Raw genomic sequence first — 24,753 nt, forward strand, 5'->3', positions numbered from 1 at the left:
CGACCCTCCCGTTACGCTCGGTGCATGGGTCTGAACACGTCAGCGGAAGCGCCGATCCCCGTCGGTGAGGTGTCCCGGCTGATCGGGGGCTGGATCGATCGGTTGGGGGCGATCTGGGTCGAGGGGCAGATCACGCAGTTGTCGCGGCGGCCGGGGGCCGGCGTGGTGTTCTTGACGCTGCGGGATCCGTCGTACGACATCTCGATCAACGTCACCTGCTATCGCCAGGTCTTCGACGCCGTCGCGGACGTCGTGTCCGAGGGCGCCCGGGTGGTCGTGCACGCGAAGCCGGAGTGGTACGCGCCGCGGGGGCAGTTGTCGTTGCGGGCTGCGGAGATACGGCCGGTCGGGATCGGTGAGCTGCTCGCGCGCCTGGAGATGCTGAAGCGGACGCTGGCCGCGGAGGGGCTGTTCGCGCTCGACCGGAAGAAGCCGGTGCCGTTTCTGCCGCAGCTGATCGGTCTGGTCTGCGGCCGGGCGTCGGCGGCCGAGCGGGACGTGCTCGAGAACGCGCGGCGCCGCTGGCCCGCCGTCCGGTTCGAGGTGCGGAACGTGCCGGTGCAGGGCGTGAAGGCCGTGCCGCAGGTGATCCAGGCGGTGCGGGAGCTCGACGCACACGCGGGGGTCGACGTGATCGTCGTGGCCCGGGGCGGCGGCAGCGTCGAGGACCTGCTGCCGTTCTCGGACGAGCAGCTGATCCGGGCGGTGGCGGAGTGCCGTACGCCGGTGGTGTCGGCGATCGGCCACGAGCCGGACTCGCCGCTGCTCGACCTGGTCGCGGACCTGCGGGCGTCCACGCCCACCGACGCCGCCAAGAAGGTGGTGCCGGACGTGGGCGAGGAGCTGGACCGGGTGCGCGGGATGCGGGACCGGGCGCTGCGCGCCGTGCGGGGGCTTCTGGAGCGGGAGGAGCGGGGGCTCGCGCACGCGCTCGCCCGGCCGGTCATGGAGCACCCGCAGCGGATGGTCGAGGTCCGCGAGGACGAGCTCGACGCGCTGCTCGCCCGCAGCCGCCGTACCTTCGGGCACCTGCTCGACCGGGCCGACTCGGAGCTCTCGCACACCCGGGCCCGGGTCCGCGCGCTGTCCCCGGCGGCCACGATGGAGCGGGGTTACGCGGTGCTCCAGCGCGCCGACGGCTCGGTGGTGCGGGACCCGGCGGAGGTCGCGGCGGACGAGGAGCTGCGGGCCCGGGTGGCCGCGGGCGAGTTCACCGTCCGGCGCGTGGAGGGTGAACGCGTGGACGACGAACTTGTGGACGGTGGACTCGGCGGTTGACCCGCTGAGGCCTGCCGCGCACGCTTCGGCGGCGCACTCGCCGGCGGGCTTCTCCGGCCCGTATCCGGCCCGTATCCGGCCGAAAAGCATCGAACGAACAAGACGACCTGACAGACGAAGGTGGAACCCATGGCAGCGCGCAACGGCGCCGAAGAGACTGCGACCGCACTCGGCTACGAGCAGGCGCGTGACGAGCTCATCGAGGTCGTCCGGCGCCTGGAGGCGGGCGGCACGACCCTGGAGGAGTCGCTCGCGCTCTGGGAGCGCGGCGAGGAGCTGGCGAAGGTGTGCCGGCACTGGCTCGAAGGGGCCCGGGCCCGTCTCGACGCCTCGCTGGCGGCCGAGCGCGCCGAGGGCGAGGGTGGCGGCGAGGCCGCGTCCGACGGGGAGTGACGGCCCGGTCGGGCGGGGTGTGACGGGCAAGGCCTGACAGACCTGTCGGGCCAGGCGTCACGGGCCGGCCGGGCCGGGCGTGACAGGTCGGTCAGGCAGAGCATCACGGGCCGGACGTGAAGGCGGGTCCGCAGGCGTCCCGCCGGGCACGTACACTCGGATCTGTGAAGCGGATCACTATCCGGTTCAGATAGTTGAAACTTCACCTACTCCGGACGTACTGTCGAGACATCGCTCGAATCCCGACGGGCGAACCCCTTGCAGTCCGGAAGGTATGCAGCATGTCTCTCGCTCTTGACCCCGCCGCCCAGGACCTCCTCTTCCGCGAGGCCCGCACTGCCAACACGTTCACCGACGAGCCGGTGACCGACGAGCAGGTCCAGGCGATCTACGACCTGGTCAAGTTCGGCCCCACCGCCTTCAACCAGAGCCCGCTGCGCATCACGCTGGTCCGCTCCCCCGAGGCCCGTGAGCGTCTGGTCAAGCACATGGCCGAGGGCAACCAGGCCAAGACCGCTTCCGCCCCGCTCGTCGCGATCCTGGCCGCCGACAACGAGTTCCACGAGGAGCTGCCGGCCCTGCTCCCGCACTTCCCGCAGGCCAAGGACATGTTCTTCGCGGAGCGCCCGGTCCGTGAGGGCTCCGCGCTGCTGAACGCCGCCCTCCAGGCCGCGTACTTCATCGTGGGCGTCCGCGCCGCCGGCCTGGCCGCCGGCCCGATGACCGGTCTCGACTTCGCCGGCGTCCAGAAGGAGTTCCTGGACGACGACCACACCCCGCTGATGGTGATCAACATCGGCAAGCCGGGCGAGGACGCCTGGTTCCCGCGCTCCCCGCGCCTGGCCTTCGACGAGGTCATCACCACCGTCTGATCCCTGAGACACAGACACGAGAAGGGCCCCGGTGCAGCGCACCGGGGCCCTTCCTCGTATCCGTGTATCCGTGTATCCGTGTCGGAAGGCCCGTCAGACCTTCGGCGACTGCAGCGCGCCCGCCATCTGCGCCAGCCGGTCGAACGACGCCGTGCCCGTCACGACCGTCGTCGCGCCACCCTCGGAGCGCACCAGGGCGTCGTACTTCGGGCCCTCCCAGAGCTGCCACTCGCGGCCGCCCACCGACCGGGTCTTCCCGGTGTTCTTGGCCTCCATGGTCACCTTGGGCACGTACTTCTTCGGGTCCTCGGTGGACTGCTGGACCGCCACGTACTGGGTGTCCGGGTCGAGGAAGCCGAGCCGCCAGGCGTCGTGCTCCTCGCGCTTGTACGAGACGACCGTCGCCTTCCAGTCGTCACCGAGGCCCTGGGGGGCCAGCACCGGATACGGCGCCGCCCGCTGGGCCGTCAGGAGCTCGACCCGGTAGTCCTTCGCCTCGACCGTGTCGGCCTTCTCGTCGTGCGGGATGAAGAGATACATCACGCCCGCGGCGACCATGATCACCGCGAGGGACTGGAACATCCCGCGTACCGTCTGCCTGCCTCGCATACCTGCCACGCCCCTTATGGTCGCATCAAGGGTTCGTGCTCATACGTGGGCCCCTCTGCTCAATTTGTCGACCTGACGATAGAGTCCTAAGCACCCTCCTTATTTCCGGCCGTCGCCGTACAGAAAGGTGCGCTCCGATGACCGAGCACCACTTGTTGCCGCCCGAGCTCGAGGTTTCGCCCGAGGCTCCCGACCGCAACCTCGCCCTGGAACTGGTCCGTGTGACCGAGGCGGCCGCGATGGCCGCGGGCCGCTGGGTCGGCCGCGGCGACAAGATCGGCGCCGACGGGGCGGCCGTGAACGCCATGCGGACCCTGATCTCCACCGTCTCGATGAACGGCGTGGTCGTCATCGGCGAGGGCGAGAAGGACGAGGCCCCGATGCTCTTCAACGGAGAGCGCGTGGGCGACGGCACCGGCGCCGAGGTCGACATCGCGGTCGACCCGATCGACGGCACCACCCTGAACGCCAAGGGCATGCCGAACGCCATCGCCGTCCTCGCCGCCGCCGACCGCGGCTCCATGTTCGACCCGTCCGCGGTCTTCTACATGGACAAGCTGGTCACCGGCCCCGAGGCCGCCGACTTCGTCGACATCAACGCGCCCGTCTCGGTGAACATCCGCCGGGTCGCCAAGGCCAAGGGCATGAACGCCGAGGACGTCACCGTCGTCATCCTCGACCGCCCGCGCCACGAGGGCATCGTCAAGGAGATCCGCGAGACCGGCGCCCGGATCAAGTTCATCTCCGACGGCGACGTGGCCGGCTCGATCATGGCCGCCCGCGAGGGCACCGGCGTCGACCTGCTCATGGGCATCGGCGGCACGCCCGAGGGCATCATCTCGGCCTGCGCCATAAAGTGCCTGGGCGGTGTGATCCAGGGCAAGCTGTGGCCGAAGGACGACGCCGAGCGGCAGAAGGCCCTGGACGCCGGGCACGACCTGGACCGGGTGCTCTCCACCAACGACCTGGTCTCCGGCGACAACGTCTTCTTCGTCGCCACCGGCATCACCGACGGCGAGCTGCTGCGCGGCGTGCGCTACCGCTCGGAGACCGCGACCACCCAGTCGCTGGTGATGCGCTCGAAGTCCGGCACGATCCGCCAGATCGACTCGACGCACCGGCTCGCCAAGCTGCGCGCCTACAGCAAGATCGACTTCGACCGGGCCAAGTAACCCGGCGCCGCCGGATCCGGCGGCGGTACGAAGAGGGGCGCCCCCATGTGCGGTGGGGGCGCCCCTTCTCGTACCCGTACGGACGCGGAAAGCGGTCCTGCCGGCCTGTCGGCCGGAGTCCTGTCAGCCGGAGTCCTGTCGGCCGGACCCGTCAGCCGGCCTGGGCGATCCGCTCGGCCCGCTCCGCTGCGGCGGCCTTGCGCAGCTCGACCTCGCGGCGGCGGCGCCGGGCGAGCACGACACGGCGCTCGGCGGCGGTGAGCCCGCCCCACACGCCGTACGGCTCGGGCTGCAGCAGCGCGTGCTCGCGGCAGTCGACCATCACGGGGCAGCGGGCGCAGACCCGCTTGGCGGCCTCCTCGCGGGAGAGCCGGGCGGCGGTCGGCTCCTTGGAGGGGGCGAAGAACAGTCCGGCCTCGTCCCTCCGGCACACCGCCTCCGTGTGCCAGGGACCGGCCTCGTCCTCCCGAGCGGGGATCCGCTGGGGCGGCACGGCGGCGGCGACCCGGAGGGGCTGATGCGGCGTGTGCAGCACGGTCTACTCCTGACGACGGCTTCCGCGGGCGAGCGAGCGAGCGACGATGCACGAGCCCTACCCGCTGTGCGCGCGCCTATGCACTGCGTGCCGTGGTGTTCCGCAGCGCGGACACCGGACGGCGAAATCCGGTCACCGCCGGGCCGGCCGGGAGGAGCGGAACGCGGGCGGTCAGTGGCCGAGGTGCTTGCGCAACTTGTCCTGAACGAGGTTCTGCAGGTCGGTGACCCACTTGCCGCGCTTGGGACGGGCCTCGACGTTGCCGAAGACCGAGTAGCCGTTGACCATCACGACCGGGGCCTGCGGGTCGGCGCCCTCCAGGGTCACCACCTCGAAGTTGCCGAAGATGCCGGTGCCGCTGCCGCGCATCGTCACGTTCTCCGGGACGCGGATCTCGACGTTGCCGAAGATCGAGGTGGCGTTGATGGTGGTGAGGCGCTGGGCGAAGATCGCCTCGGTCAGGTCGATCTCGATGCTGCCGAACAGCGAGAAGGCGTTGGTGCGGCGGCCGACCCGCCAGCGGCCCTTGCGGGTGGAGGCGGAGAAGACCGCGACCATGGTGTCCGCGGGGCCTTCGGGCTCCTCGGGGCCCCACAGGGTGGCCGACGCCGAGGCCTGGCCGGTGCGGGCCGCGGGCAGGTCCCGCACGATCGGCTCCAGCTCGCCGACCGTCTTGGCCCGGTAGACGGCGTCGATCCGCTCCGAGTGCTCCTCGGCGTCGAGCCGGCCCTCCGCCAGCGCGTCCCTGAGGATGTCCGCGATCCGGTCCCGGTCGGCATCGGAGGCGCGCAGCGAGCCCTGCGGATCCGCGTAGTCGGGCCGGGCCGCGGGGGCGGGCGCCGGGGCGGGGGCCGGGGCGGGCTCCGCGGGGGCGACCGGCTGCTGGGGCTGCTTTTCGAGGTCCACGACGCCAGCCTAGCGAAACGCGATAGATCGCGACTAGGGGGAGCTCCCGTGTCCTGTGGACAACTCCCCCGAACCGGCCACCGGGGGCGTCCGGTTGGGCCGGCGGCGGGGCGACACACGCCCGCGTGCGCCCCCGCCCGCGGGGCCGCGAATGCGCCATTCCGGCGCGGTCCAGGCGCCTAGTGAGCCTTACCTCACAGGATCGGGGCCGCGCCCGCGTCTTACGCTGGAGGGCGCGCCCGCCAACGGAGGCGGCGCGCTGCTGTCGCCGAGTGAGGAATGGCTGCCCCCATGCCAGAGTTTGCGTACTCCGATCTGCTCCCGCTGGGAGAGGACACCACGCCCTACCGCCTGGTGACCTCCGAAGGTGTCTCCACCTTCGAGGCCGACGGCCGTACGTTCCTCAAGGTCGAGCCGGAGGCGCTGCGCAAGCTGGCCGCCGAGGCGATCCACGACATCCAGCACTATCTGCGCCCGGCCCACCTGGCGCAGCTGCGGCGGATCATCGACGACCCGGAGGCGTCGAGCAACGACAAGTTCGTCGCGCTCGACCTCCTCAAGAACGCGAACATCGCCGCCGCGGGCGTCCTGCCCATGTGCCAGGACACCGGCACCGCGATCGTCATGGGCAAGCGCGGCCAGAACGTGCTGACCCAGGGGCGCGACGAGGAGGCCCTGTCGAAGGGCATCTACGACGCGTACACCAAGCTCAACCTGCGCTACTCGCAGATGGCCCCGGTGACCATGTGGGAGGAGAAGAACACCGGTTCGAACCTGCCCGCGCAGATCGAGCTGTACGCGACGGACGGCGGCGCGTACAAGTTCCTCTTCATGGCGAAGGGCGGCGGCTCCGCCAACAAGTCGTACCTCTACCAGGAGACGAAGGCCGTCCTGAACGAGGCCTCCATGATGAAGTTCCTGGAGGAGAAGATCCGTTCGCTCGGCACGGCGGCCTGCCCGCCGTACCACCTGGCGATCGTGGTCGGCGGCACCAGCGCCGAGTTCGCGCTGAAGACCGCGAAGTACGCCTCCGCGCACTACCTGGACGAGCTGCCCACCGAGGGCGACGCCGCCACCGGCCACGGCTTCCGTGACAAGGAGCTGGAGGAGAAGGTCTTCGAGCTGACGCAGAAGATCGGCATCGGCGCGCAGTTCGGCGGCAAGTACTTCTGCCACGACGTGCGCGTGGTCCGCCTCCCCCGCCACGGCGCCTCGCTGCCCGTCGCGATCGCCGTGTCCTGCTCGGCGGACCGCCAGGCGGTCGCGAAGATCACCGCCGAGGGCGTCTTCCTGGAGCAGCTGGAGACGGACCCGGCGCGCTTCCTGCCGGACACGACGGACGAGCACCTCTCCGCGGACGGGGACGTCGTCAAGATCGACCTGAACCAGCCGATGGACACGATCCTGGCCGAGCTCACCAAGTACCCGGTGAAGACCCGGCTGTCGCTGACCGGCCCGCTGGTCGTGGCGCGCGACATCGCGCACGCCAAGATCAAGGAGCGCCTGGACGCGGGCGAGGAGATGCCGCAGTACCTGAAGGACCACCCGGTGTACTACGCGGGCCCGGCGAAGACCCCCGAGGGCTACGCCTCCGGTTCCTTCGGCCCGACGACGGCCGGCCGCATGGACAGTTACGTCGAACAGTTCCAGGCGGCGGGCGGCTCCAAGGTCATGCTGGCCAAGGGCAACCGCAGCAACCAGGTCACGGACGCGTGCGGCACGCACGGCGGCTTCTACCTGGGCTCGATCGGCGGCCCGGCGGCGCGTCTCGCGCAGGACTGCATCAAGAAGGTCGAGGTCGTCGAGTACGAGGAGCTCGGCATGGAGGCGGTCTGGAAGATCGAGGTCGAGGACTTCCCGGCGTTCATCGTGGTGGACGACAAGGGCAACGACTTCTTCCAGAACCCGGCCCCGGAGCCGACGTTCACCCACATCCCGGTGCGGCAGGGCTCCCAGCTGTCGTAACCCCGGGTAACACGGAGAGCGTTCCGCGGCGCCCCCGGTCCGTACGTACGGACCGGGGGCGCCGTCGTATCCCGTGTCATGTCCCGCTACGAAAGTCGCTACCGACTGGTAGCCATTCGGCCACCTACTGGTCAGTATGGGTCGCGAGCATGTCAACCACTGAGCCGGTCGACCACTCGGGAGCCCCCCATGCCCTCCGCCAAGGCCAAGGCAACTGCCGCCACCACCCTCGCCCTGAGCGCCGTCCTGGTGCTCGGCGCCGCGCCCAGCGCGTCCGCCGCCGACCCGGACACCCACCACACCTCCACCGCCGCGATCCAGGACATCGACTACACGACCTGGCGCAAGGACGTGGCGGCCGTGGTCGCACAGGCGAAGCCGTACATCGAGGAGCGCACCGAGGACGCCGACGGCGAGCGGCAGGCCATCGTCCTCGACATCGACAACAGCTCCCTGGAGACGGACTTCCACCCCTTCTGGGAGCTGCCGACCCCGGCCATCCCGGAGATCCACGACCTGGTGGCCGACGCGCACGCCCGCGGCGTCTCCGTCTTCTTCGTGACCGCCCGGCCGGGGATCATCTACTCCCTGACGGACTGGAACCTGAAGCAGGCCGGCTACCCGGTCGACGGTCTTTACGTGCGCTCGCTGCCGGACCTGTTCTCCGAGGTCAGCGCCTACAAGACGGCCAAGCGCGCGGAGATCGAGGCCAAGGGCTACACGATCATCGCGAACATCGGCAACAACACCACCGACCTGGTCGGCGGCCACGCCGAGCGCACCTTCAAGCTGCCGGACTACGGCGGCAAGCTGTCCTGACCCGGGCCCTGAGGCCCGAGGCCCCGCGCCCCTAGCGGGTGAGGTGGAAGTCCATCCGATCGTAGTCCCCGTCCGGGGTCACGCGGATGTAGCCGCTCACCGTCTTGAAGTCGCCGGTGCCACCCGTGACGGCGAGGTCGAAGGCGGACGGCCCCTCGGCCGAGATGTCGAACGTCGTGAGCGCCTGGGCGGTGAGCTGGCCGCCCGGGCCGCCGTTCAGGACGAAGGTGCCGACACAGTTCGTGTCGGCCTGGTCCCCGGACGTGCGCACCACTCCGCAGATGACACCGTCCCGGCCGACCTTGTCACCGCCCTTGGTCTTGAACAGGTCGTCGGCGAACATGAAGGTGTCGCCGACCTTGGGCGGCGGGCCGCTCTCGTCGGCGCCGGGTGCGGGTATCTCCTTGGCGTACAGCGTGAACTCGAAGCCGTCGCCGTTGTCGGCCGGCGCCGAGGCCGAGGCCGGCAGCGGGGCGGCGGTGACGAGGGCCACGGCCGCGACCGCACCGGCGCCGAACGCGCCGATCCTCTTGAAGCTGCGCATGTCCTGCCTCCAGCGGGTGAGGGATCTCCCCCAGGGGCCCACTGGTCATTGTCCGACGCTCGCCCGCCGCCCGCCCGACGAGCCCGCTCCCCGCTCACGGGTCCCGGAAGACGTCCCGGGACGCGTTCCCGGGACGTCTCTGGGGTCACCTGGCGTGCGCTCGCTCGGCTACGCGAAGCGCTGGTTCGCCGAGCCGTCGCAGGCCCGCAGCCGGATCGCCTCCCTGGCCGCGCCCTGGGTCAGGCACAGGCCGGTCGCCGCGGCCGGCCGCAGGGTGGCGCCGTCGCGGACGAACTTCTGGTTGGCGGCGCCGCTGCAGTTCCAGATGATGAGCGCCTTGCCGGACTCGTAGACCGCGCCGGGGACGTCCAGGCAGCGGTCCTGGGTGAGTTCGGTGTGCAGGGTGCGCCGGGCGGAGTCGTACCACCAGCCCTGGTTGCGGCCGCCGTGGCAGTCCCAGCCGAGGACGGCGGTCTCGTTGGCGGACTCCGAGGCGTTGACGTCCAGACAGTTGCCGGTGGCGGCGTTCATCAGCGGCTTGTACGCGTCGTCCCAGGCGACCGGGAAGAGGGTGGGCGTGCCGCTGGAGTCGACGTCGGAGCAGCTCGCCTCGCGCAGGTTCGAGGCGTAGATCTGGGTGAGGCAGGACGCGAAGGCGGCGTGGCCGCGGTAGTTGGGGTGGAAGGACTGGCGGGCGGTGTTCTCGTCCCAGGGGAAGTGGTCGGCGAGGTCGAGGTAGAGCCCGCGGGCCCACGGGTCCTCCATGCAGACCTCGTGGCCGTGGAAGAGCCGCGAGTTGTCCAGGTAGACCGCGCCGGTGTCGCGGGCCGCGGCGCGCATGCCCTGCTCGAAGGCGGGCACCGCGGCGTTGCGGCCCCACTTGGCGTCGGAGTCGTAGCCGGCGCAGCCGCCGGGGAGCTTGCCGGGGAAGTTCGGGTTGTCGTAGATGTCGGGGCCGATCGGGCTCGGGTAGCCCATGACCACGAGCTTGTACGCGTCGTCCGTGTACCCCGCCCCGCGCATCACGGTGCGCAGGTCGCCGATGGTGGCCTCGACCTTGGGGCGCAGCCCGTCGACCCGGGCCTGCCAGCCGGGGGCGTACTTCGGCTCGCAGGCGCCCTGGCTGAGCACCCATCGGGTGACGCAGTCGGTCATGACGGGGCCGAACTGGAGGTCGTCGTTGGCGCCGGCGACCAGGACGATCATCTTGATCCGGGTGTTGCGGGCCTTGATGGCCAGGCTGTCGCTCTGGACCAGCTCGTCGGCGTACTGCTTCGAGCCGCCGATCCGGATGTTCCCGGTGTAGGCGCCGGAGCAGGCCACGTTGAAGGTGAGGTCGGCGGCGATCCCGGTGCGGTGGATGGCGGTGTCGGGCGAGCGGTGGCACTGGTTGGACGAGGTGTTGGTCGCCGGGTCGTAGTTGCCGACCCCCTCGCCGGAGATCTCACTGTCGCCGAGCGAGATGAGTCCGGTCCTGCGCTCGGCGAGCGGGCGTTCCTCGGGGCTGCCGTAGATCCTGGTGGCCTCGGCGGCGCGGATCGCCTCCAGCTCGGGAGAGAGCGGTACGGAGGAGATGGCTGCCGTGTCGCTCGTGTCGGCCGCGCCGGCGGGGGTGGCGGCCGTCATGCTGCCGAGGGCGGCCGCGGCAGCGGCGAGGGCCGCGACCGGCCAGCGGAGTCTGTACCTGGTGCGCGTCATTGCGCCTCCTGGAAGTGGGGTTACCCACGGTTTTTACTGGCCGGTAAGCGACTTGGGAATACATCGAACAAGACAAGTGCTCATGTTTTTCGGGGGGTTCGGGGGGTCGCCCCCCGATGAGCACCGTGCAGGAGGTTGACGAACCATGAGCGATGAAGAGACCGGCACCGGCGGCTACCGGGTCGAGCACGACTCCATGGGCGAGGTGCGGGTGCCCGCCCATGCCAAGTGGCGCGCCCAGACCCAGCGGGCGGTGGAGAACTTCCCGGTCAGCGGCCAGCGCCTGGAGCGCGCCCACATCGCGGCGCTCGCCCGGATCAAGGCCGCGGCCGCCACGGTCAACGCGGAGCTCGGGGTGCTCGACCCGGAGGTGGCGCGGGCGATCCGGGAGGCGGCGGAGGAGGTCGCCGAGGGGCGCTGGGACGAGCAGTTCCCGGTGGACGTCTTCCAGACCGGCTCCGGCACGTCCTCCAACATGAACACCAACGAGGTGCTCGCCACCCTGGCCACCGAGCGGCTCGGCCGGGACGTGCACCCCAACGACCACGTGAACGCGTCCCAGTCCTCCAACGACGTCTTCCCGTCCTCCATCCACATCGCGGCGACCGCCGCGGTGACCCTGGACCTGATCCCGTCGCTCGACCGTCTTGCCGCTTCCCTGGAGCGGAAATCAGCCGAATTCGCGAGCGTCGTCAAGTCCGGCCGCACCCATCTGATGGACGCCACCCCGGTCACCCTCGGCCAGGAGTTCGGCGGTTACGCGGCGCAGGTCAGGTACGGGATCGAGCGGCTGCGCGCCGCGCTGCCCAGGCTCGCCGAACTGCCCCTCGGCGGCACCGCGGTGGGCACCGGCATCAACACCCCGCCCGGCTTCTCCGCCGCCGTGATCGCCGAGGTCGCCCGCGCCACCGGGCTGCCGCTCACCGAGGCCCGCGACCACTTCGAGGCGCAGGGCGCCCGCGACGGTCTGGTCGAGACGTCCGGGCAGCTCAGGACCATCGCGGTCTCCCTCACCAAGATCGCCAACGATCTGCGCTGGATGTCCAGCGGCCCGCGCACCGGCCTCGCCGAGATCAACCTGCCCGACCTCCAGCCGGGCTCCTCGATCATGCCGGGCAAGGTGAACCCGGTGGTCCCGGAGGCGGTCCTCATGGTCGCCGCGCAGGTGACCGGCAACGACACGACGGTGGCGGTGGCCGGCGCGGCCGGCAACTTCGAGCTCAACGTGATGCTGCCGGTGATGGCCAAGAACCTGCTGGAATCCGTACGCCTTCTGGCCAACGCGGCCCGGCTGCTTGCCGACCGCACGGTCGACGGCATCACCGCCAACGCCGAGCGGGCCCGCGAGTACGCCGAGTCCTCCCCGTCCGTCGTCACCCCGCTGAACAAGTACATCGGCTACGAGGAGGCGGCGAAGGTGGCCAAGAAGTCGCTGGCCGAGCGCAGGACGATCAGGGAGGTGGTCCTGGAGTCGGGGTACGTGGAGCGGGGCGACCTGACCGCCGAACAGCTGGACGAGGCGCTGGACGTCCTGCGCATGACCCGCCCCTGACCCGCCCCTGCCCCGCCCCTGACCCGCTCCTGGCTCGTCCCTGGCCGATCCCTGACCCGTCCCTGACTCATCCATGACCTTCCCCGCAGCGGTGCCGGGGAGCCGCCCCTAAGATCTGCGCATGACAGGATCCGGCCGCTCTCCGCACTGGGCGCCGGGGGATCAGATCCTCTGGCGCTACCTCGACAACGGCACCGGCGACGTGCACATCTGCCGCCCGGTGACCGTGGTCCAGGACACCCCGGAGCTGCTCGCGGTCTGGATGGCGCCCGGCACCGAGTGCGTGAAGCCGGTGCTCGCCGACGGCCGCACCCCCGTCCACGAGGAGCCGCTGGCCACCCGCTACACCGCGCCCCGCACCACCGCGCGGGCGCACTGGCACGGCGCCGGGGTGCTGAAACTGGCCAGGCCGGCCGACCCGTGGTCGGTGTGGCTGTTCTGGGACCGCGGCTGGCGGTTCCGCAGCTGGTACGTCAACCTGGAGGCGCCCCGGACCCGCTGGTCCGGCGGCGTCGACTCCGAGGACCACTTCCTCGACATCTCCGTCTACCCCGACCGCAGCTGGCTGTGGCGGGACGAGGACGAGTTCGCCCAGGCCCAGCGGGCCGGCCTGATGGACGCCGCGCAGGCCGCCCGGGTCGAGGAGGCGGGCAGGTCGGCCGTCGAACTGATCCACGCCTGGGGGCCGCCGTTCTCGGCCGGCTGGGAGGACTGGCGGCCGGACCCGGCCTGGCCCGTACCCGAACTGCCGGCCGACTGGGATCGCACCCCGGCGCACACGGCACCATGAGACCCTTGATGCGCCCCCCGGGTGCAAACGTAGGATCGTCCTCCGCACGTACTCGACCGCGTACTCGACCGCACCCGATCGATCCGATCGCACGTCACCGACCCGGCACGACACAGGACCTGACCACACGTCACCCAGACGTCTTCCAGATTGCCTCATGAGGGGGGAGAGCAGTGCCGGACCCGTGCGCGGACGCCCCGCCCCCCTTCTTCAGATCCTCCTCCAGATCCTCCAGATCGAGCGCGTGCCGGTGGTTTAGCCCCGCCGAAGTGGCGGCATCGGCGAGAAGAGCGCGTGCAACGCACCACCGGCCCGGACGGACGGAATCCCAGGCGTGACGGAGCATCCCACCTCCCACGAAGGCCGCAAGGCCATGGCCGACCGGCCGCAGGAACGCACTCGCCCCCGCCAGGAGGCGGCGACGAGCGCGGCCGCGGCCGCCGTCGCCGTGCCCGCACCCGCGCCGGGCGGCGGTCCGGCCGGACCCGACGGCGCCGCCACGCGCCGCGAGGGCGACCGGCTGCGGTTCGTGGGCGCCGCGACCCGGCGGATCGCACGCGGCCTCGACCTCGACGAGATCGTCCTCGGCCTGTGCCGGGCGACCGTCCCGACCTTCTCCGACGCGATCCTGGTCTATCTGCGCGACCCGCTGCCGGTGGGCGACGAGCGCCCGGCCGAGCCGTTCGTGCTGCGGCTGCGCCGCACCGACCGGCTGCGGTTAACGGACCTGGAGGGCGAGGAGCTGGTCCTCATCCCCGACCCCGACCCGACGCCCGCCGCCGAGCTGTGCGAGGTCCGCTCGGGCAGCGCGCTCGCCGAGGTGCTGCGCGGGGTCCGGCCGGTGCCCGGCGACTCCCCGGCCGCCCGCGCGGCGCTGCCGGAGCTGCTCGGGCCGGAACACCCGCTGCCGCCGGGGCACCGGGCCATACTCGCGCCGCTGCGGGGGCGGCGCCGGGTGATCGGCGCGGCGGTCTTCCTGCGGCGCCCCGAGCGGGCCGGCTTCGAGCCGAACGACCTGCTCGTGGCGGCCCAGCTGGCCACCCACACGGCGCTCGGCATCGACAAGGCCGTGCTCTACGGGCGCGAGGCCTACATCGCGGACGAGCTGCAGCGCACCATGCTGCCCGACTCGCTGCCGCAGCCCACCGGCGTGCGGCTCGCCTCCCGCTATCTGCCCGCGGCCGAGACGGCCCGGGTCGGCGGCGACTGGTACGACGCGATCCCGCTGCCCGGCAGCCGGGTCGCGCTCGTCGTCGGCGACGTCATGGGCCACTCCATGACCTCGGCGGCGATCATGGGCCAGCTGCGCACCACCGCGCAGACCCTCGCCGGGCTCGACCTGCCGCCGCAGGAGGTCCTGCACCACCTGGACGAGCAGGCCCAGCGGCTCGGCGAGAACCGCATGGCCACCTGCATGTACGCGGTGTACGACCCGGTCTCGCACCGGATCACCATCGCCAACGCGGGCCATCCGCCGCCGATACTCCTCCACCTGGGCGGCCGCGCAGAGGTGCTGCGGGTGCCGCCCGGCGCGCCGATCGGGGTCGGCGGGGTGGACTTCGAGGCGGTCGAGCTGGACGCGCCCGCCGGAGCCACGCTGCTGCTCTACACCGACGGCCTGGTGGAGTCCCGGCTGCGCGACGTGTGGACCGGGATCGAGCAGCTCCGCGAGCGCCTCGCGGCGACGGCCCAGCTCACCGGCCCGGACCACTCGCCTCCGCTGGAGGCGCTGTGCGACGACGTGCTCGACATGCTCGGGCCCGGCGACCGGGACGACGACATCGCGCTGCTCGCGGCCCGCTTCGACGGGATCGCGCCGAGCGACGTGGCGTACTGGTTCCTCGAACCGGAGGACGCGGCCCCGGGCCGGGCCCGCCGGCTGGCCCGCCGGGCGCTCGCCCGCTGGGACCTGGAGGACCTCACCGACTCGGTGGAGTTGCTGATCAGCGAGGTGGTGACGAACGCCGTGCGGTACGCGGAGCGGCCGGTGACGCTGCGGCTGCTGCGCACCGACGTGCTGCGCTGCGAGGTCGGCGACGACTCGCCCCAGCTCCCCCGGCAGCGCCGGGCGCGGGACACCGACGAGGGCGGCCGCGGCCTGTTCCTGGTGAACCGGCTGGCCCGGCGCTGGGGTGCGACGCGGTTGTCGGGCGGCAAGGTGGTGTGGTTCGAGCTGGCCACGCGCTGAGCCCGGAGCCGTACCGTACGAGTACGCATACAAGAAGGAGGCCGGACCCCGCTCCAGGGGTCCGGCCTCCTCCGTATCGACTACGCCTGCGTCACTGGTCTCCGGGCCGGCTGTCGACGATGCCCGTACCGTCCGGCGGCGGCTGGATCGTCGGCTCGATCGTCTTGGTGCCGGTCGGGGTCGGCGGCTCCGGCGGGGTCGTCGCGGTCGACGTGGGCGGCTGCGTCGGCGTGGTGCCGGTCGGGGTCGGCGGCTCCGGCGGGGTGCTGGCGCCCCCGGTGGCCGTCGGGGTCGGCGACGGGGAGTCGCTCGCGCTCTCGGTCGGCGTCGGCAGGCCGGTGTCGCCGCCCGAGGTGCCGTCGGTCTCCAGGTCGAAGGAGGCGCTGGAGCCGCCGCCGAGGGCGGTGGTGGTGTAGGCGCCCCAGATCTCGGCCGGGGTCTTGCCGCCGTTGGCGCGGCCCTCGTTGATGGTGTTGGTCAGGGTGACCTGGTTGCCCTTGGGGTCCTCGCCGAACAGGCCGACGGCGGTGACGAGTTCGGGGGTGTAGCCGACGAACCAGGCCGAGCGGTTGTTCTCGGACGTGCCGGTCTTGCCGGCCGCCTCGTAGTCGCCGGCGGCGCGGGTGCCGGAGCCTGACCGGACGACGCCCTGCATGGCCTTGGTGGTGGTGTCGGCGGCCTCGCGGCTGATGACCTGGTCGCCGATGGACTTCACCGGGTCGGCCTTGCGGTCCTTGTGCTCGGCGGACTTCACCAGGGTCGGGGTGACCTTGACGCCGTGGTTGTCGAGGGTCGCGTAGGCGCCGGCCATGTCCATGGTGGAGGCGCCCATGACGCCGAGGGACATCGACGGAGTCGCGCCGAAGTCCGCGCCGTCCTTCAGGCCGAGGGAGATGCCGGTCTGCTTGGCCTTGGTGGGCCCGACGTCCACGATCATCTGGGCGTAGACCGAGTTGATCGAGCTGTTGGTGGCCTTCTGGACGGTGACCGGGCCGTAGTTCTGGTCGTCCTCGTTCTCCGGGGCGAAGTCGACGGCGCTGCCGACGACCTTGCGCTTGCTCGTGCCGTCGTAGATCGTGCCGAGGCCGATCTTCCGCCCGTCCTGGGTCACGGCGTGGTTGTCGAGGGCCGAGGCGAGCACGATCGGCTTGTACGTGGAGGCGGGCTGGTAGTCGCGCCGGGTGGCGTTGTTCGTCCAGTGCTCGGTGGCGCCGATGCCGCCGTACATGGCGACGACCGCGCCGGTCTTCGGGTCGACGGAGGTGGCGCCGGCCTGGACGGTGGCGTCCTTCTTGTCGCCCTTGCGGTCGAGCTTGGCCTCCAGCTGCTTGTCGACCGCCTTGACGAGGGCCTTCTGCTTCTTCTCGTCGATGTTGAGGGTGATCGTCCAGCCGCCGGCCTTCAGGTCCTCCTCGCTGACGCCCTGGCGCATCAGCTCCGCGTTCGCCGCCTCGACGATGTAGCCGCTCTGGCCGCTCATGCCCTTGGGCGCCTTGGGCTTCTGCGGGGCCGGGAACTTCATCCCGGCGCGCTCGCCGGCGTTCAGCCAGCCCTCGTCGACCATGTTGTCGAGGACGTAGTTCCAGCGGTCCTCGACGAGCTTGCGGCCCTCGGGCCCGGCGAAGGTCCAGTCGTACTGGCTGGGGGCCTGGAGCACGGAGGCGAGGTAGGCGCCCTGGGCGACGTTGAGCTTGGTCGCGTCGACGCCGTAATAGGCCTGGGCGGCGGCCTGGATGCCGTAGGCGTTGCGGCCGTAGTAGCTGGTGTTGATGTAGCCGGCCAGGATCTCGCTCTTGCTCATGTTCTGGTCGACCTTGAGCGCGATGACGATTTCCTTGAGCTTGCGGCTCGCCGTCTGGTCCTGGCTCAGGTAGTAGTTCTTGACGTACTGCTGGGTGATGGTCGAGCCGCCCTGCTTGCCTTTGCCGGTGAGGGTGTTCCAGGCGGCGCGGACGGTGCCCTTGATGTCGACGCCGTTGTCCTTGTAGAAGGTCTTGTTCTCGGCGGCGACGAAGGAGCGCTGGACGTCCAGCGGGACCTTCTCCAGGCCCACGATCTCGCGGTTGATCTTGCCGGTGCGGGCGAGCACCTTGCCGTTGGCGTACTTGTAGACGTTGCTCTGGAGGGTCGCGTCCGCGTTGGCCGTGGGGACCGGGACCATCAGGTACAGCACGTAGAAGGCGCCCATGGCGAGCAGGCAGCCCACGAAGAACGTGCCCAGGAGCTTCTTCCAGGTGAAGAGGCGGCGTATGCGCCCGCGCTCCCCCGCCTGACCCTTGCCTGTTCGGCCCATGTCCTCGTTCGCTCCGCTCGTCCCGCTCGTCGTCGGTCGTCCGTCGTCCGTCGTCGAATCAGCTTGGAAAGCTAACACCGCCCATTACGACAAAGGGCGATCGATCCGGCTTTTCCGGGCGTGAGAATCAGCACCCACCCCCGACGGAACCGACGCTCCACAGGCGGAGATGGTTGTGTGCCGGTGGTCACAGTCTGTGCGTTCGAGGGGTAAAGCCCGGGTACGGGACGGCCGTTGACCCCGCCCGGGGCTCTATACATCGTGCGTATACACCCCATGTACAGTGACGGGCATGTCCATCGGTCACACCCTCCTCGGACTCCTGGAGTCCGGCCCGCGCCACGGTTACGACCTCAAGCGGGCCTTCGACGAGCGCTTCGGCCACGACCGGCCGCTGCACTACGGGCAGGTCTACTCGACCATGTCCCGCCTCCTGAAGAACGGCCTCGTCGAGGTCGACGGCATCGAGGCCGGCGGCGGCCCGGAGCGCAAGCGGTACGCGATCACCGAGGCCGGCATCACCGATGTCGAACGGTGGCTCGCCAGCCCCGAGAAGCCCGAGCCGTACCTCCAGTCCACCCTCTACACCAAGGTCGTGCTCGCCCTGCTCACCGGGCGCGGCGCCGCCGAGATCCTGGACACCCAGCGTGCCGAGCACCTGCGGCTGATGCGCGAGCTGACCCGGCGCAAGAAGGACGGCGACCTCGCCGACCAGCTGATCTGCGACCACGCCCTGTTCCACCTGGAGGCCGATCTGCGCTGGCTGGAACTGACCGCCGCCCGCCTGGACCGGCTCGCCGAGGAGATCCGCCGATGAGCCCCACGACCAGCGGGCCGCTGCTCGCCGCGAGCGGCCTCGACAAGGCCTACGGGCCGACCCCGGCGCTCACCGGCGCCGACTTCTCGCTGCGTGCCGGTGAGGTCGTCGCCGTGATGGGCCCCTCCGGTTCCGGCAAGTCGACCCTGCTGCACTGTCTGGCCGGCATCGTCCGCCCGGACGCCGGGACCATCCACTACGACGGGCGCGAGCTCACCGCGATGAGCGACGCCGGACGCAGCGCCCTGCGCCGCTCCGACTTCGGCTTCGTCTTCCAGTTCGGGCAGCTGGTGCCCGAGCTGACCTGCGTCGAGAACGTCGCCCTGCCGCTGCGCCTGAACGGCGAGCGGCGCCGGGCCGCCGAGCAGCGGGCCCACGACTGGCTGACCCGCCTGGAGGTCGAGGACGTGGCCGGAAAGCGCCCCGGGGAGATATCCGGCGGCCAGGGCCAGCGGGTCGCCGTGGCCCGCGCGCTCGTCACCGCCCCGCGGGTGATCTTCGCCGACGAGCCGACCGGCGCCCTCGACTCGCTCAACGGCGAGCGGGTCATGTCGCTGCTCACCGACGCCTCCCGGGACACCGGCGCCGCCGTCGTCCTGGTCACCCACGAGGCCCGGGTCGCCGCCTACTCCGACCGCGAGATCGTGGTCCGCGACGGCGCGGTGCGCGACGCGGAGTGGGCGGCATGAGCGGCCGTACGGAGTTCAGCGGTACGAGCGACAGCGGTACGGGTGCGGGCGGTACGGGTACGAGCGGCGCCCCTGGTACGGGGAGGGGCGCCGCCCGTACGACCGACACCACCGGCACCGGAACCGGCCCCGGAACCGGCCCCGGCCCCCGCGCCTGGCTGCGCGACCTCGCGCTCGGCGCCCGGTTCGCCGTCACCGGCGGGCGCGGCGGCCGGCTGCGCACCGCCCTCACCGCGACCGGCATCGGCCTGGGCGTCGCCCTGCTCCTGGTCGCCGCGTCCCTGCCGAACATGCTGTTCCAGCGCGAGGTGCGGGAGTCGGCGCGGCAGCCCGACGCCAGCCACGAGGTCGCCGAGCCCGGCCCGGACACCTTTCTCTACGTCCAGGCCGAGACCCTCTACCACGGCGAGACCGTCACCGGTCTGTTGCTGCGGCCCGAGGGACCGAAGGCGGCCGTGCCGCCCGGCGCCGCGCGGCTGCCCGCGCCCGGCGAGATGCTGGTCTCCCCCGCGCTGCGCGAGCTCCTCGACTCCCCCGAAGGCGCCCTGCTCAAGAAGCGGCTGCCCTACAAGGCGGTCGGCACCGTCGGCGAGGCGGGACTGATCGGCCCGGCCGAGCTGCGCTACCTCGCCGGGACGGACACCCTCACCACCGAGAACTACGACGGCCGCGGCCGCACCTACGGCTGGTCCGTGCCCGAGGAACCGTTGAACGCGTTCCTCCTGCTGCTCGTCGTCATCGCCTGTGTCGTCCTGCTCCTGCCGGTCCTGGTCTTCATCGCGACCGCCGTCCGCTTCGGCGGCGAACAGCGCGACCGGCGGCTCGCCGCGCTGCGCCTCGTCGGCGCCGACACCGCCATGACCCGGCGGATCGCGGCCGGCGAATCGCTCGCCGGGGCGCTGCTCGGCCTCGCCGCCGGCGCCGGCTTCTTCGCCGTGGCCCGGCAGCTCGCCGGCACCGTGCAGATCTGGGACGTCAACGCCTTCCCGGCCGATGTGTCCCCGGTGCCCTGGCTCGCCGCGGTGATCGTCGGGATCGTGCCCCTCGCGGCCGTCGTCGTCAGCCTGTTCGCGCTGCGCGGCGTCGCCATCGAGCCCCTCGGCGTGGTCCGCACGGCCACCCCCCGGCCCCGCCGGGTCGCCTGGCGGCTGGTCCTCCTGCTTGCCGGCGCGGCCGTCCTCGTACCGAGCGTGGACGACGTGGAGATCACCGGGACCAGCATCGAGACCCCGGGCATCGCGATCGGCGCCACGCTCGCCCTGATCGGCCTCACCACGCTGCTTCCCTGGCTGGTGGAGGCCCTGGTCAAGCGGCTCCGGGGCGGCCCGGTGGCCTGGCAGCTCGCCACCCGCCGGCTCCAGCTGAGCAGCGGCACCGCCGCCCGTACCGCCAGTGGCATCGTCGTCGCCGCGGCCGGTGCGATCGCCCTGCAGATGCTGTTCCAGGCCATGCAGAGCGACTTCATGCGGCCCACCAACATGGACACCGCCCGCGCGCGGCTGCAGACCCAGGTCGACGCCCGGTCCGCCGGCGACGCCCGGCGGGCGATCGACGCACTGGCGAAGACCACGGGCGTCAGCGGCGTCATGGGCACCATCGAGTCGAACGTGTGGCGGTCCGGACCGCCCGCGGAGGGCCAGGAGTTCGGCGCCATCACCTCCGCCTTCGTCGGCGACTGCGCCTCCCTGCGGGAACTGGCCACCCTGCCGTCCTGCACCGACGGCGACGTGTTCATCGCCCTCACCCACGGCAAGGAGGGCCCCGAGGACTCCTGGGTCACCCAGACCGCGAAGGCCGGCGCGACCGTCGCCCTGCGCGACCCGCGGACCCACGGCGAGCCCATGCCGACCTGGCGGATCCCGGACACCGCGCGGACCGTCGACTCCCGCCGCGACCCCATGGGCCGGTACCAGTTCGGCGTGCTCGCCACCCCGAAGGCCCTCGACGCCGCCCGGCTCGACGAGCCCGTGGCCGGTGCCATGATCCGGATCGACCCGGCGGTGCCGGACGCCGAGGAGCACGTACGGAACACGGTCGCCGCGCTCAGCCCGCTCACCCGGGTGCAGACCCTGCAGAACATGGAGCGCGACGCCCAGTACTCCAGCGTCCGCACCGGCATCCTGGTCGGCGCCACCCTCACCATGCTGCTCGTCTCGGTGTCCCTCCTGGTGACCACCCTGGAGCAGCTGCGCGAGCGCAAGCGGCTGCTCTCCTCGCTGGTCGCGTTCGGCACCCGCCGCTCCACGCTCGGCTGGTCCGTGCTGTGGCAGACCGCCGTGCCGATCGTCCTCGGCCTCGCCCTGTCGGTGGCCGGCGGACTCGCCCTCGGCGTGGTGCTGCTGCGGATGATCGGCAAGCAGGTCGAGGACTGGTGGGTGTTCCTGCCGGTCGCCGGGGTCGGCGGTGCGCTGATCCTGCTCGTGACGCTGCTCAGCCTGCCGCTGCTGTGGCGGCTGATGCGGGCGGACGGGCTGCGTACGGAATGAGCCACGTACGGGCCGGCGCGCCGCGGAGGGGGCGTGTCAGCACCGTCGGGTCTGATGATCACCGTACGAGTGGTTTGATCTCCCTACCGTGTGAACCGGCTGGTGGCGAGGTGCCGTCGTCACCCAGGGTGATCGGCGATGACTACTCATGACCGCAGCACACAGGATCTGACCACTCCCGACACTCGGTCCCACGGCGTGCCGCCCTCGCGGCGCGCCGTGGTCCGTGCGACCGGCGCGACGGCGCTCGCCGCCGGACTCGCCACCACCGGCACCACCGCCACCACCGCCGAAGCCGCGACCGGAGCCACCGCGCTCGCGCCCGGCACCGCGCCGGCCGCGGCCCCGCCGGGCACCGACCCCGCCGCGTACACCACCGTCGCCCGGGCGATCACCGTCCACGACGCACACGACCGGCCGCTCGTCCCCGGCTATCTGGACGTCCTCCGCAACGGCCTGCCGACCCGCCCCGGCCGCCCCACCAAGCGGATCCTCGTCATCGGCGCCGGACCGGCCGGACTGCTCGCCGCCGACCTCCTCAACCGCGCCGGCCACCAGGTGGTGGTGATCGAGGCCAACGGCAACCGGGTCGGCGGCCGGATCAAGACCTTCCGCAAGGGCGGCCACGAGAACGGCGCCCAGCCCTTCGCCGACCCGATCCAGTACGCCGAGGCCGGCGCCATGCGGCTGCCCGGCAGCCATCCGCTGCTGATGGCCCTCCTGGAGAAGTTCGACCTGCCCCGACAGGAGTTCCTGCTCGTCGACGTCGAGGTCGAGAACCCGACGAAGCGCGCCAACCGCACCTGGATCCACGTCAACGGCATCCACGAGCGGCGCGCCGACTACGAGAAGAACCCCGCCCGGGTCAACGACACCTTCGGCGTCCCCGCCGCGTACCGGCACAAGACCGCCGCCGCGATCCTCGCCGACGCCCTGGAACCGGTGCACCTGCTCGTGCGCGGCAAGGAGGGCAGCGCGCTCGTCGAGGGCTGGGCGGAGGTGCTGCGGCGCTACGGTCACTGGTCGATGTACCGCTATCTCACCGAGGCCGCCGGCCTGGACACCCGCACCCTCGACCTGGTCGGCACCGTCCAGAACCTCACCTCACGCATGCATCTGTCCTTCATCCACAGCTTCCTGTCCGCCGCGCTCATCGACCCGAAGACGACGTTCTGGGAGATCAAGGGCGGCACGGCGACGTTCGTCGACGCGCTGTACGCACCGGTCAAGGGCAAGGTGCGGCTCGACCGGCGGGCCGTGCGCATCGAGCGGCACCCCGGCGGCGGCGTCCGGGTGCACACCGTGTCCGAGGACTGCCAGACCGGCAAGGGCGGGGTCACCGAGGTCTTCGAGGGCGACGAGGCGGTCGTCACCGTGCCGTTCTCCGGCCTTCGGCACATCGCCTTCGACCCGCCGCTGTCCTACGGCAAGCGCCGGGCGATCACCGAGCTGCACTACGACGCCGCCACCAAGGTGCTGCTCGAATTCTCCCGCCGCTGGTGGGAGTTGACCGAGGAGCAGTGGCAGGAGGCGCTCGACGCGATCGAGCCGGGCCTGTACGCGAAGTACCGCGACGGCAAGGTCCACGACGCCCGGCACCTCGGCGCCCACCCGTCCGTGAAGGCCCTCGGTGTGCGTCTGCCGCACGAGCTGAAGCACTGCTTCTCCGCCTTCCGGCCGACGCGCCGACGCGACCCGGAGGCCGCGCATGTCCGCGGCGGCGGCTCCGTCACCGACGGGCCCAACCGCTTCACGTACTTCGAGCACGCCCACCCCATGGAGGGCAGCGACGGCGGCGTCGTCCTCGCCTCGTACAGCTGGGCCGACGACGCCCTCAAGTGGGACGCCTACGCTGACGAGGAGCGCTGTCTGCGGGCGCTCGCCGGGGTGCAGGCGGTCTTCGGGCGCCGCTGCGAGGTCTTCTTCACCGGCAAGGGCAAGACCCAGTCGTGGATGCGCGACCACTACGCGTACGGGGAGGCGTCCGTGCTCCTGCCCGGCCAGCACACCGAACTCTTCCCGGACATCCCCGGCTCGGAGGGCCCGCTGCACTTCGCCGGCGACCACACCTCGATCAAGCCCGCCTGGATCGAGGGCGCCCTGGAGTCCGCCGTACGCGTCGCCCTGCAGGTCCACACCGGCTAACCGCCGGGGACGACCATCCTGACCGGGAGGCGGCGCATCGCCTCCCGCAGCGAGCCCGCCAGCTCCGCGAACTCGGACTGGCGGGCCGCACCCGTCCGCATCGCGAGCGCGATCCGCCGCGACGGCGCCGGATCGGCGAACACCCCCGTGAACAGCGCCGCGTTCCGCGCCGTCTCCACCTTCACCGCGGTGCGCGGCAGCAGCGTCACGCCGAGCCCGCCGGCCACCAGCTGCACCAGCGTCGACAGCCCCGCCGCGGTCGTCGTCACCGGCGCCCCCTCGGTCCGCCCCGCCTCCCGGCAGATGTCGAGCGCCTGGTCCCGCAGACAGTGCCCCTCGTCCAGGAGCAGCAGCTTCAGCTCCTTCAGCGCCTCCCGCGGAATGTCCACCCGCCCGGCCAGCGGATGCCCCTCGGGCGTCACGAGCACGAAGTCCTCGTCGAACAGCGGCAGTTCCGTCACCCCCGGCACCCCCAGCGGCACCGCGAGCAGCAGCAGATCGAGCCGCCCGGCCGCCAGCCCGTCGAGCAGCGAGGACGTCTGCTCCTCGTGCACCTGCAGATCCAGCTCCGGATACCGCCCGTGCACCAGCCGCAGCACCGTCGGCAGCAGATACGGCGCCACCGTCGGAATCACCCCGAGCCGCAGCACCCCGGTGAACGGCGCCTGCGCCGCCTCCGCCTCCTCCATCAGCTCCCCCACCGCGTCGAGCACGGCCTGTGCCCGCACCGCGAGCCGCTCCCCCGCCGGCGAGAGCAGCACCTTCCGCGTCGTACGCTCGAGGAGCTGGACACCGAGTGCCTCTTCGAGAGCCGAAACCGCGCCCGAAAGCGCCGGCTGGCTCATCCCGATCGCCGCCGCGGCATCCCGGAAGTGCAACTGCTCGGCGACCGCCGCGAACGCTCTGAGCTGGGAAAGGCTGGGCTGCTTCGCCCGCCGGCCTGGAGTCACTGATAACCACCTTCGATCAACACGACCCACTCTAGCTATTTCACTGATCAAT

At 71.7% G+C, this 24,753-nt stretch carries 20 protein-coding genes; 13 read left to right on the forward strand and 7 right to left on the reverse strand.

The window, feature by feature from the left end; all coding sequences use genetic code 11:
- Positions 1-24: 24 nt before the first annotated feature.
- The 3 genes from xseA to KV205_RS33790 all read left to right on the forward strand — a co-directional run bounded on the left by xseA (position 25) and on the right by KV205_RS33790 (position 2,543).
- Positions 25-1,278 (forward strand): exodeoxyribonuclease VII large subunit, encoded by a 1,254-nt coding sequence (gene xseA / locus KV205_RS33780; protein ID WP_265868762.1) that lies wholly within the window; start codon positions 25-27, stop codon positions 1,276-1,278.
- Positions 1,279-1,407: 129 nt separating this feature from the next.
- Positions 1,408-1,671: an exodeoxyribonuclease VII small subunit gene (locus tag KV205_RS33785; RefSeq protein WP_265868763.1), complete on the forward strand. Its 264-nt coding sequence runs from the start codon at positions 1,408-1,410 to the stop codon at positions 1,669-1,671.
- Positions 1,672-1,952: 281 nt separating this feature from the next.
- Entirely contained in the window at positions 1,953-2,543 is a 591-nt protein-coding gene (locus KV205_RS33790) for a malonic semialdehyde reductase (RefSeq protein ID WP_265868765.1), read from the forward strand.
- Positions 2,544-2,636: 93 nt separating this feature from the next.
- Here KV205_RS33790 and KV205_RS33795 read toward each other — a convergent pair whose 3' ends face one another.
- Positions 2,637-3,161 carry a DUF4245 domain-containing protein gene (locus tag KV205_RS33795; protein WP_265868766.1) on the reverse strand — a complete coding sequence of 175 codons (525 nt, stop codon included), beginning with the start codon at positions 3,159-3,161 and terminating at the stop codon, positions 2,637-2,639.
- Positions 3,162-3,289: 128 nt separating this feature from the next.
- Between KV205_RS33795 and glpX the strand changes: the two genes are divergently transcribed.
- Complete coding sequence (glpX, locus tag KV205_RS33800; RefSeq protein WP_265868768.1) at positions 3,290-4,324, forward strand: class II fructose-bisphosphatase; 1,035 nt, start codon at positions 3,290-3,292, stop codon at positions 4,322-4,324.
- 151 nt (positions 4,325-4,475) lie between these two features.
- Here glpX and KV205_RS33805 read toward each other — a convergent pair whose 3' ends face one another.
- Together KV205_RS33805 and KV205_RS33810 are read right to left on the reverse strand one after the other, a co-directional pair.
- Entirely contained in the window at positions 4,476-4,859 is a 384-nt protein-coding gene (locus tag KV205_RS33805) for a WhiB family transcriptional regulator (RefSeq protein ID WP_265868770.1), read from the reverse strand.
- Positions 4,860-5,030: 171 nt separating this feature from the next.
- Positions 5,031-5,765 (reverse strand): DUF1707 domain-containing protein, encoded by a 735-nt coding sequence (locus KV205_RS33810; protein ID WP_265868772.1) that lies wholly within the window; start codon positions 5,763-5,765, stop codon positions 5,031-5,033.
- A gap of 291 nt (positions 5,766-6,056) precedes the next feature.
- Between KV205_RS33810 and KV205_RS33815 the strand changes: the two genes are divergently transcribed.
- Together KV205_RS33815 and KV205_RS33820 are read left to right on the forward strand one after the other, a co-directional pair.
- Positions 6,057-7,730 carry a fumarate hydratase gene (locus KV205_RS33815; protein ID WP_265868774.1) on the forward strand — a complete coding sequence of 558 codons (1,674 nt, stop codon included), beginning with the start codon at positions 6,057-6,059 and terminating at the stop codon, positions 7,728-7,730.
- 189 nt (positions 7,731-7,919) lie between these two features.
- A complete protein-coding gene (locus tag KV205_RS33820; RefSeq protein WP_265868776.1) occupies positions 7,920-8,549 on the forward strand; it encodes an HAD family acid phosphatase in 630 nt (209 codons plus the stop codon).
- 31 nt (positions 8,550-8,580) lie between these two features.
- On the opposite strand, the gene KV205_RS33825 is transcribed toward KV205_RS33820, so the two are convergent.
- On the reverse strand, positions 8,581-9,093 hold the full coding sequence (locus KV205_RS33825; RefSeq protein ID WP_265868778.1) for a hypothetical protein: 513 nt from the start codon (positions 9,091-9,093) through the stop codon (positions 8,581-8,583).
- Between the two features lie 168 nt (positions 9,094-9,261).
- A complete protein-coding gene (locus KV205_RS33830) occupies positions 9,262-10,791 on the reverse strand; it encodes a ricin-type beta-trefoil lectin domain protein (RefSeq protein ID WP_265868780.1) in 1,530 nt (509 codons plus the stop codon).
- 145 nt (positions 10,792-10,936) lie between these two features.
- On the opposite strand from KV205_RS33830, the gene KV205_RS33835 reads away from it, so the two are divergent.
- The 3 genes from KV205_RS33835 to KV205_RS33845 all read left to right on the forward strand — a co-directional run bounded on the left by KV205_RS33835 (position 10,937) and on the right by KV205_RS33845 (position 15,321).
- Complete coding sequence (locus tag KV205_RS33835; protein ID WP_265868782.1) at positions 10,937-12,343, forward strand: aspartate ammonia-lyase; 1,407 nt, start codon at positions 10,937-10,939, stop codon at positions 12,341-12,343.
- Positions 12,344-12,464: 121 nt separating this feature from the next.
- Positions 12,465-13,133: a DUF402 domain-containing protein gene (locus KV205_RS33840; protein WP_265868783.1), complete on the forward strand. Its 669-nt coding sequence runs from the start codon at positions 12,465-12,467 to the stop codon at positions 13,131-13,133.
- A gap of 334 nt (positions 13,134-13,467) precedes the next feature.
- Positions 13,468-15,321 carry a SpoIIE family protein phosphatase gene (locus KV205_RS33845; protein ID WP_265868784.1) on the forward strand — a complete coding sequence of 618 codons (1,854 nt, stop codon included), beginning with the start codon at positions 13,468-13,470 and terminating at the stop codon, positions 15,319-15,321.
- 91 nt (positions 15,322-15,412) lie between these two features.
- Here the strand turns inward: KV205_RS33845 and KV205_RS33850 are convergent, their stop codons facing one another.
- Positions 15,413-17,614 carry a transglycosylase domain-containing protein gene (locus KV205_RS33850; RefSeq protein ID WP_265868786.1) on the reverse strand — a complete coding sequence of 734 codons (2,202 nt, stop codon included), beginning with the start codon at positions 17,612-17,614 and terminating at the stop codon, positions 15,413-15,415.
- A gap of 292 nt (positions 17,615-17,906) precedes the next feature.
- Between KV205_RS33850 and KV205_RS33855 the strand changes: the two genes are divergently transcribed.
- The 4 genes from KV205_RS33855 (at position 17,907) to KV205_RS33870 (ending at position 23,751) form a co-directional block, all read left to right on the forward strand.
- The gene (locus tag KV205_RS33855) at positions 17,907-18,431 is read left to right on the forward strand and encodes a PadR family transcriptional regulator (protein ID WP_265868787.1); all 525 of its coding nucleotides are present in this window, start codon (positions 17,907-17,909) and stop codon (positions 18,429-18,431) included.
- On the forward strand, positions 18,428-19,120 hold the full coding sequence (locus tag KV205_RS33860; RefSeq protein WP_265868788.1) for an ABC transporter ATP-binding protein: 693 nt from the start codon (positions 18,428-18,430) through the stop codon (positions 19,118-19,120). The genes KV205_RS33855 and KV205_RS33860 overlap by 4 nt, the downstream gene beginning before the upstream one ends.
- The gene (locus KV205_RS33865; RefSeq protein WP_265868790.1) at positions 19,117-21,606 is read left to right on the forward strand and encodes an FtsX-like permease family protein; all 2,490 of its coding nucleotides are present in this window, start codon (positions 19,117-19,119) and stop codon (positions 21,604-21,606) included. Before KV205_RS33860 ends, KV205_RS33865 begins: the two co-directional genes overlap by 4 nt.
- A 138-nt stretch (positions 21,607-21,744) precedes the next feature.
- Entirely contained in the window at positions 21,745-23,751 is a 2,007-nt protein-coding gene (locus KV205_RS33870) for an FAD-dependent oxidoreductase (protein ID WP_265868792.1), read from the forward strand.
- Here KV205_RS33870 and KV205_RS33875 read toward each other — a convergent pair.
- On the reverse strand, positions 23,748-24,701 hold the full coding sequence (locus tag KV205_RS33875) for a hydrogen peroxide-inducible genes activator (protein ID WP_265868793.1): 954 nt from the start codon (positions 24,699-24,701) through the stop codon (positions 23,748-23,750). The genes KV205_RS33870 and KV205_RS33875 overlap by 4 nt on opposite strands.
- Between the last annotated feature and the right edge of the window lie 52 nt (positions 24,702-24,753).

The sequence above is a fragment of the Streptomyces sp. SKN60 genome, from assembly GCF_026236535.1.
Lineage (GTDB): Bacteria > Actinomycetota > Actinomycetes > Streptomycetales > Streptomycetaceae > Streptomyces.

Excerpts from the sequence above, each read along its gene's own strand:
- xseA (WP_265868762.1), top strand. The coding sequence starts at position 25 with ATGGGTCTGAACACGTCAGCGGAAGCGCCGATCCCCGTCGGTGAGGTG.
- KV205_RS33785 (WP_265868763.1), top strand. The coding sequence starts at position 1,408 with ATGGCAGCGCGCAACGGCGCCGAAGAGACTGCGACCGCACTCGGCTAC.
- KV205_RS33790 (WP_265868765.1), top strand. The coding sequence starts at position 1,953 with ATGTCTCTCGCTCTTGACCCCGCCGCCCAGGACCTCCTCTTCCGCGAG.
- glpX (WP_265868768.1), top strand. The coding sequence starts at position 3,290 with ATGACCGAGCACCACTTGTTGCCGCCCGAGCTCGAGGTTTCGCCCGAG.
- KV205_RS33815 (WP_265868774.1), top strand. The coding sequence starts at position 6,057 with ATGCCAGAGTTTGCGTACTCCGATCTGCTCCCGCTGGGAGAGGACACC.
- KV205_RS33820 (WP_265868776.1), top strand. The coding sequence starts at position 7,920 with ATGCCCTCCGCCAAGGCCAAGGCAACTGCCGCCACCACCCTCGCCCTG.
- KV205_RS33825 (WP_265868778.1), bottom strand. The coding sequence starts at position 9,093 with ATGCGCAGCTTCAAGAGGATCGGCGCGTTCGGCGCCGGTGCGGTCGCG.
- KV205_RS33830 (WP_265868780.1), bottom strand. The coding sequence starts at position 10,791 with ATGACGCGCACCAGGTACAGACTCCGCTGGCCGGTCGCGGCCCTCGCC.
- KV205_RS33835 (WP_265868782.1), top strand. The coding sequence starts at position 10,937 with ATGAGCGATGAAGAGACCGGCACCGGCGGCTACCGGGTCGAGCACGAC.
- KV205_RS33840 (WP_265868783.1), top strand. The coding sequence starts at position 12,465 with ATGACAGGATCCGGCCGCTCTCCGCACTGGGCGCCGGGGGATCAGATC.
- KV205_RS33850 (WP_265868786.1), bottom strand. The coding sequence starts at position 17,614 with ATGGGCCGAACAGGCAAGGGTCAGGCGGGGGAGCGCGGGCGCATACGC.
- KV205_RS33855 (WP_265868787.1), top strand. The coding sequence starts at position 17,907 with ATGTCCATCGGTCACACCCTCCTCGGACTCCTGGAGTCCGGCCCGCGC.
- KV205_RS33860 (WP_265868788.1), top strand. The coding sequence starts at position 18,428 with ATGAGCCCCACGACCAGCGGGCCGCTGCTCGCCGCGAGCGGCCTCGAC.
- KV205_RS33865 (WP_265868790.1), top strand. The coding sequence starts at position 19,117 with ATGAGCGGCCGTACGGAGTTCAGCGGTACGAGCGACAGCGGTACGGGT.
- KV205_RS33870 (WP_265868792.1), top strand. The coding sequence starts at position 21,745 with ATGACTACTCATGACCGCAGCACACAGGATCTGACCACTCCCGACACT.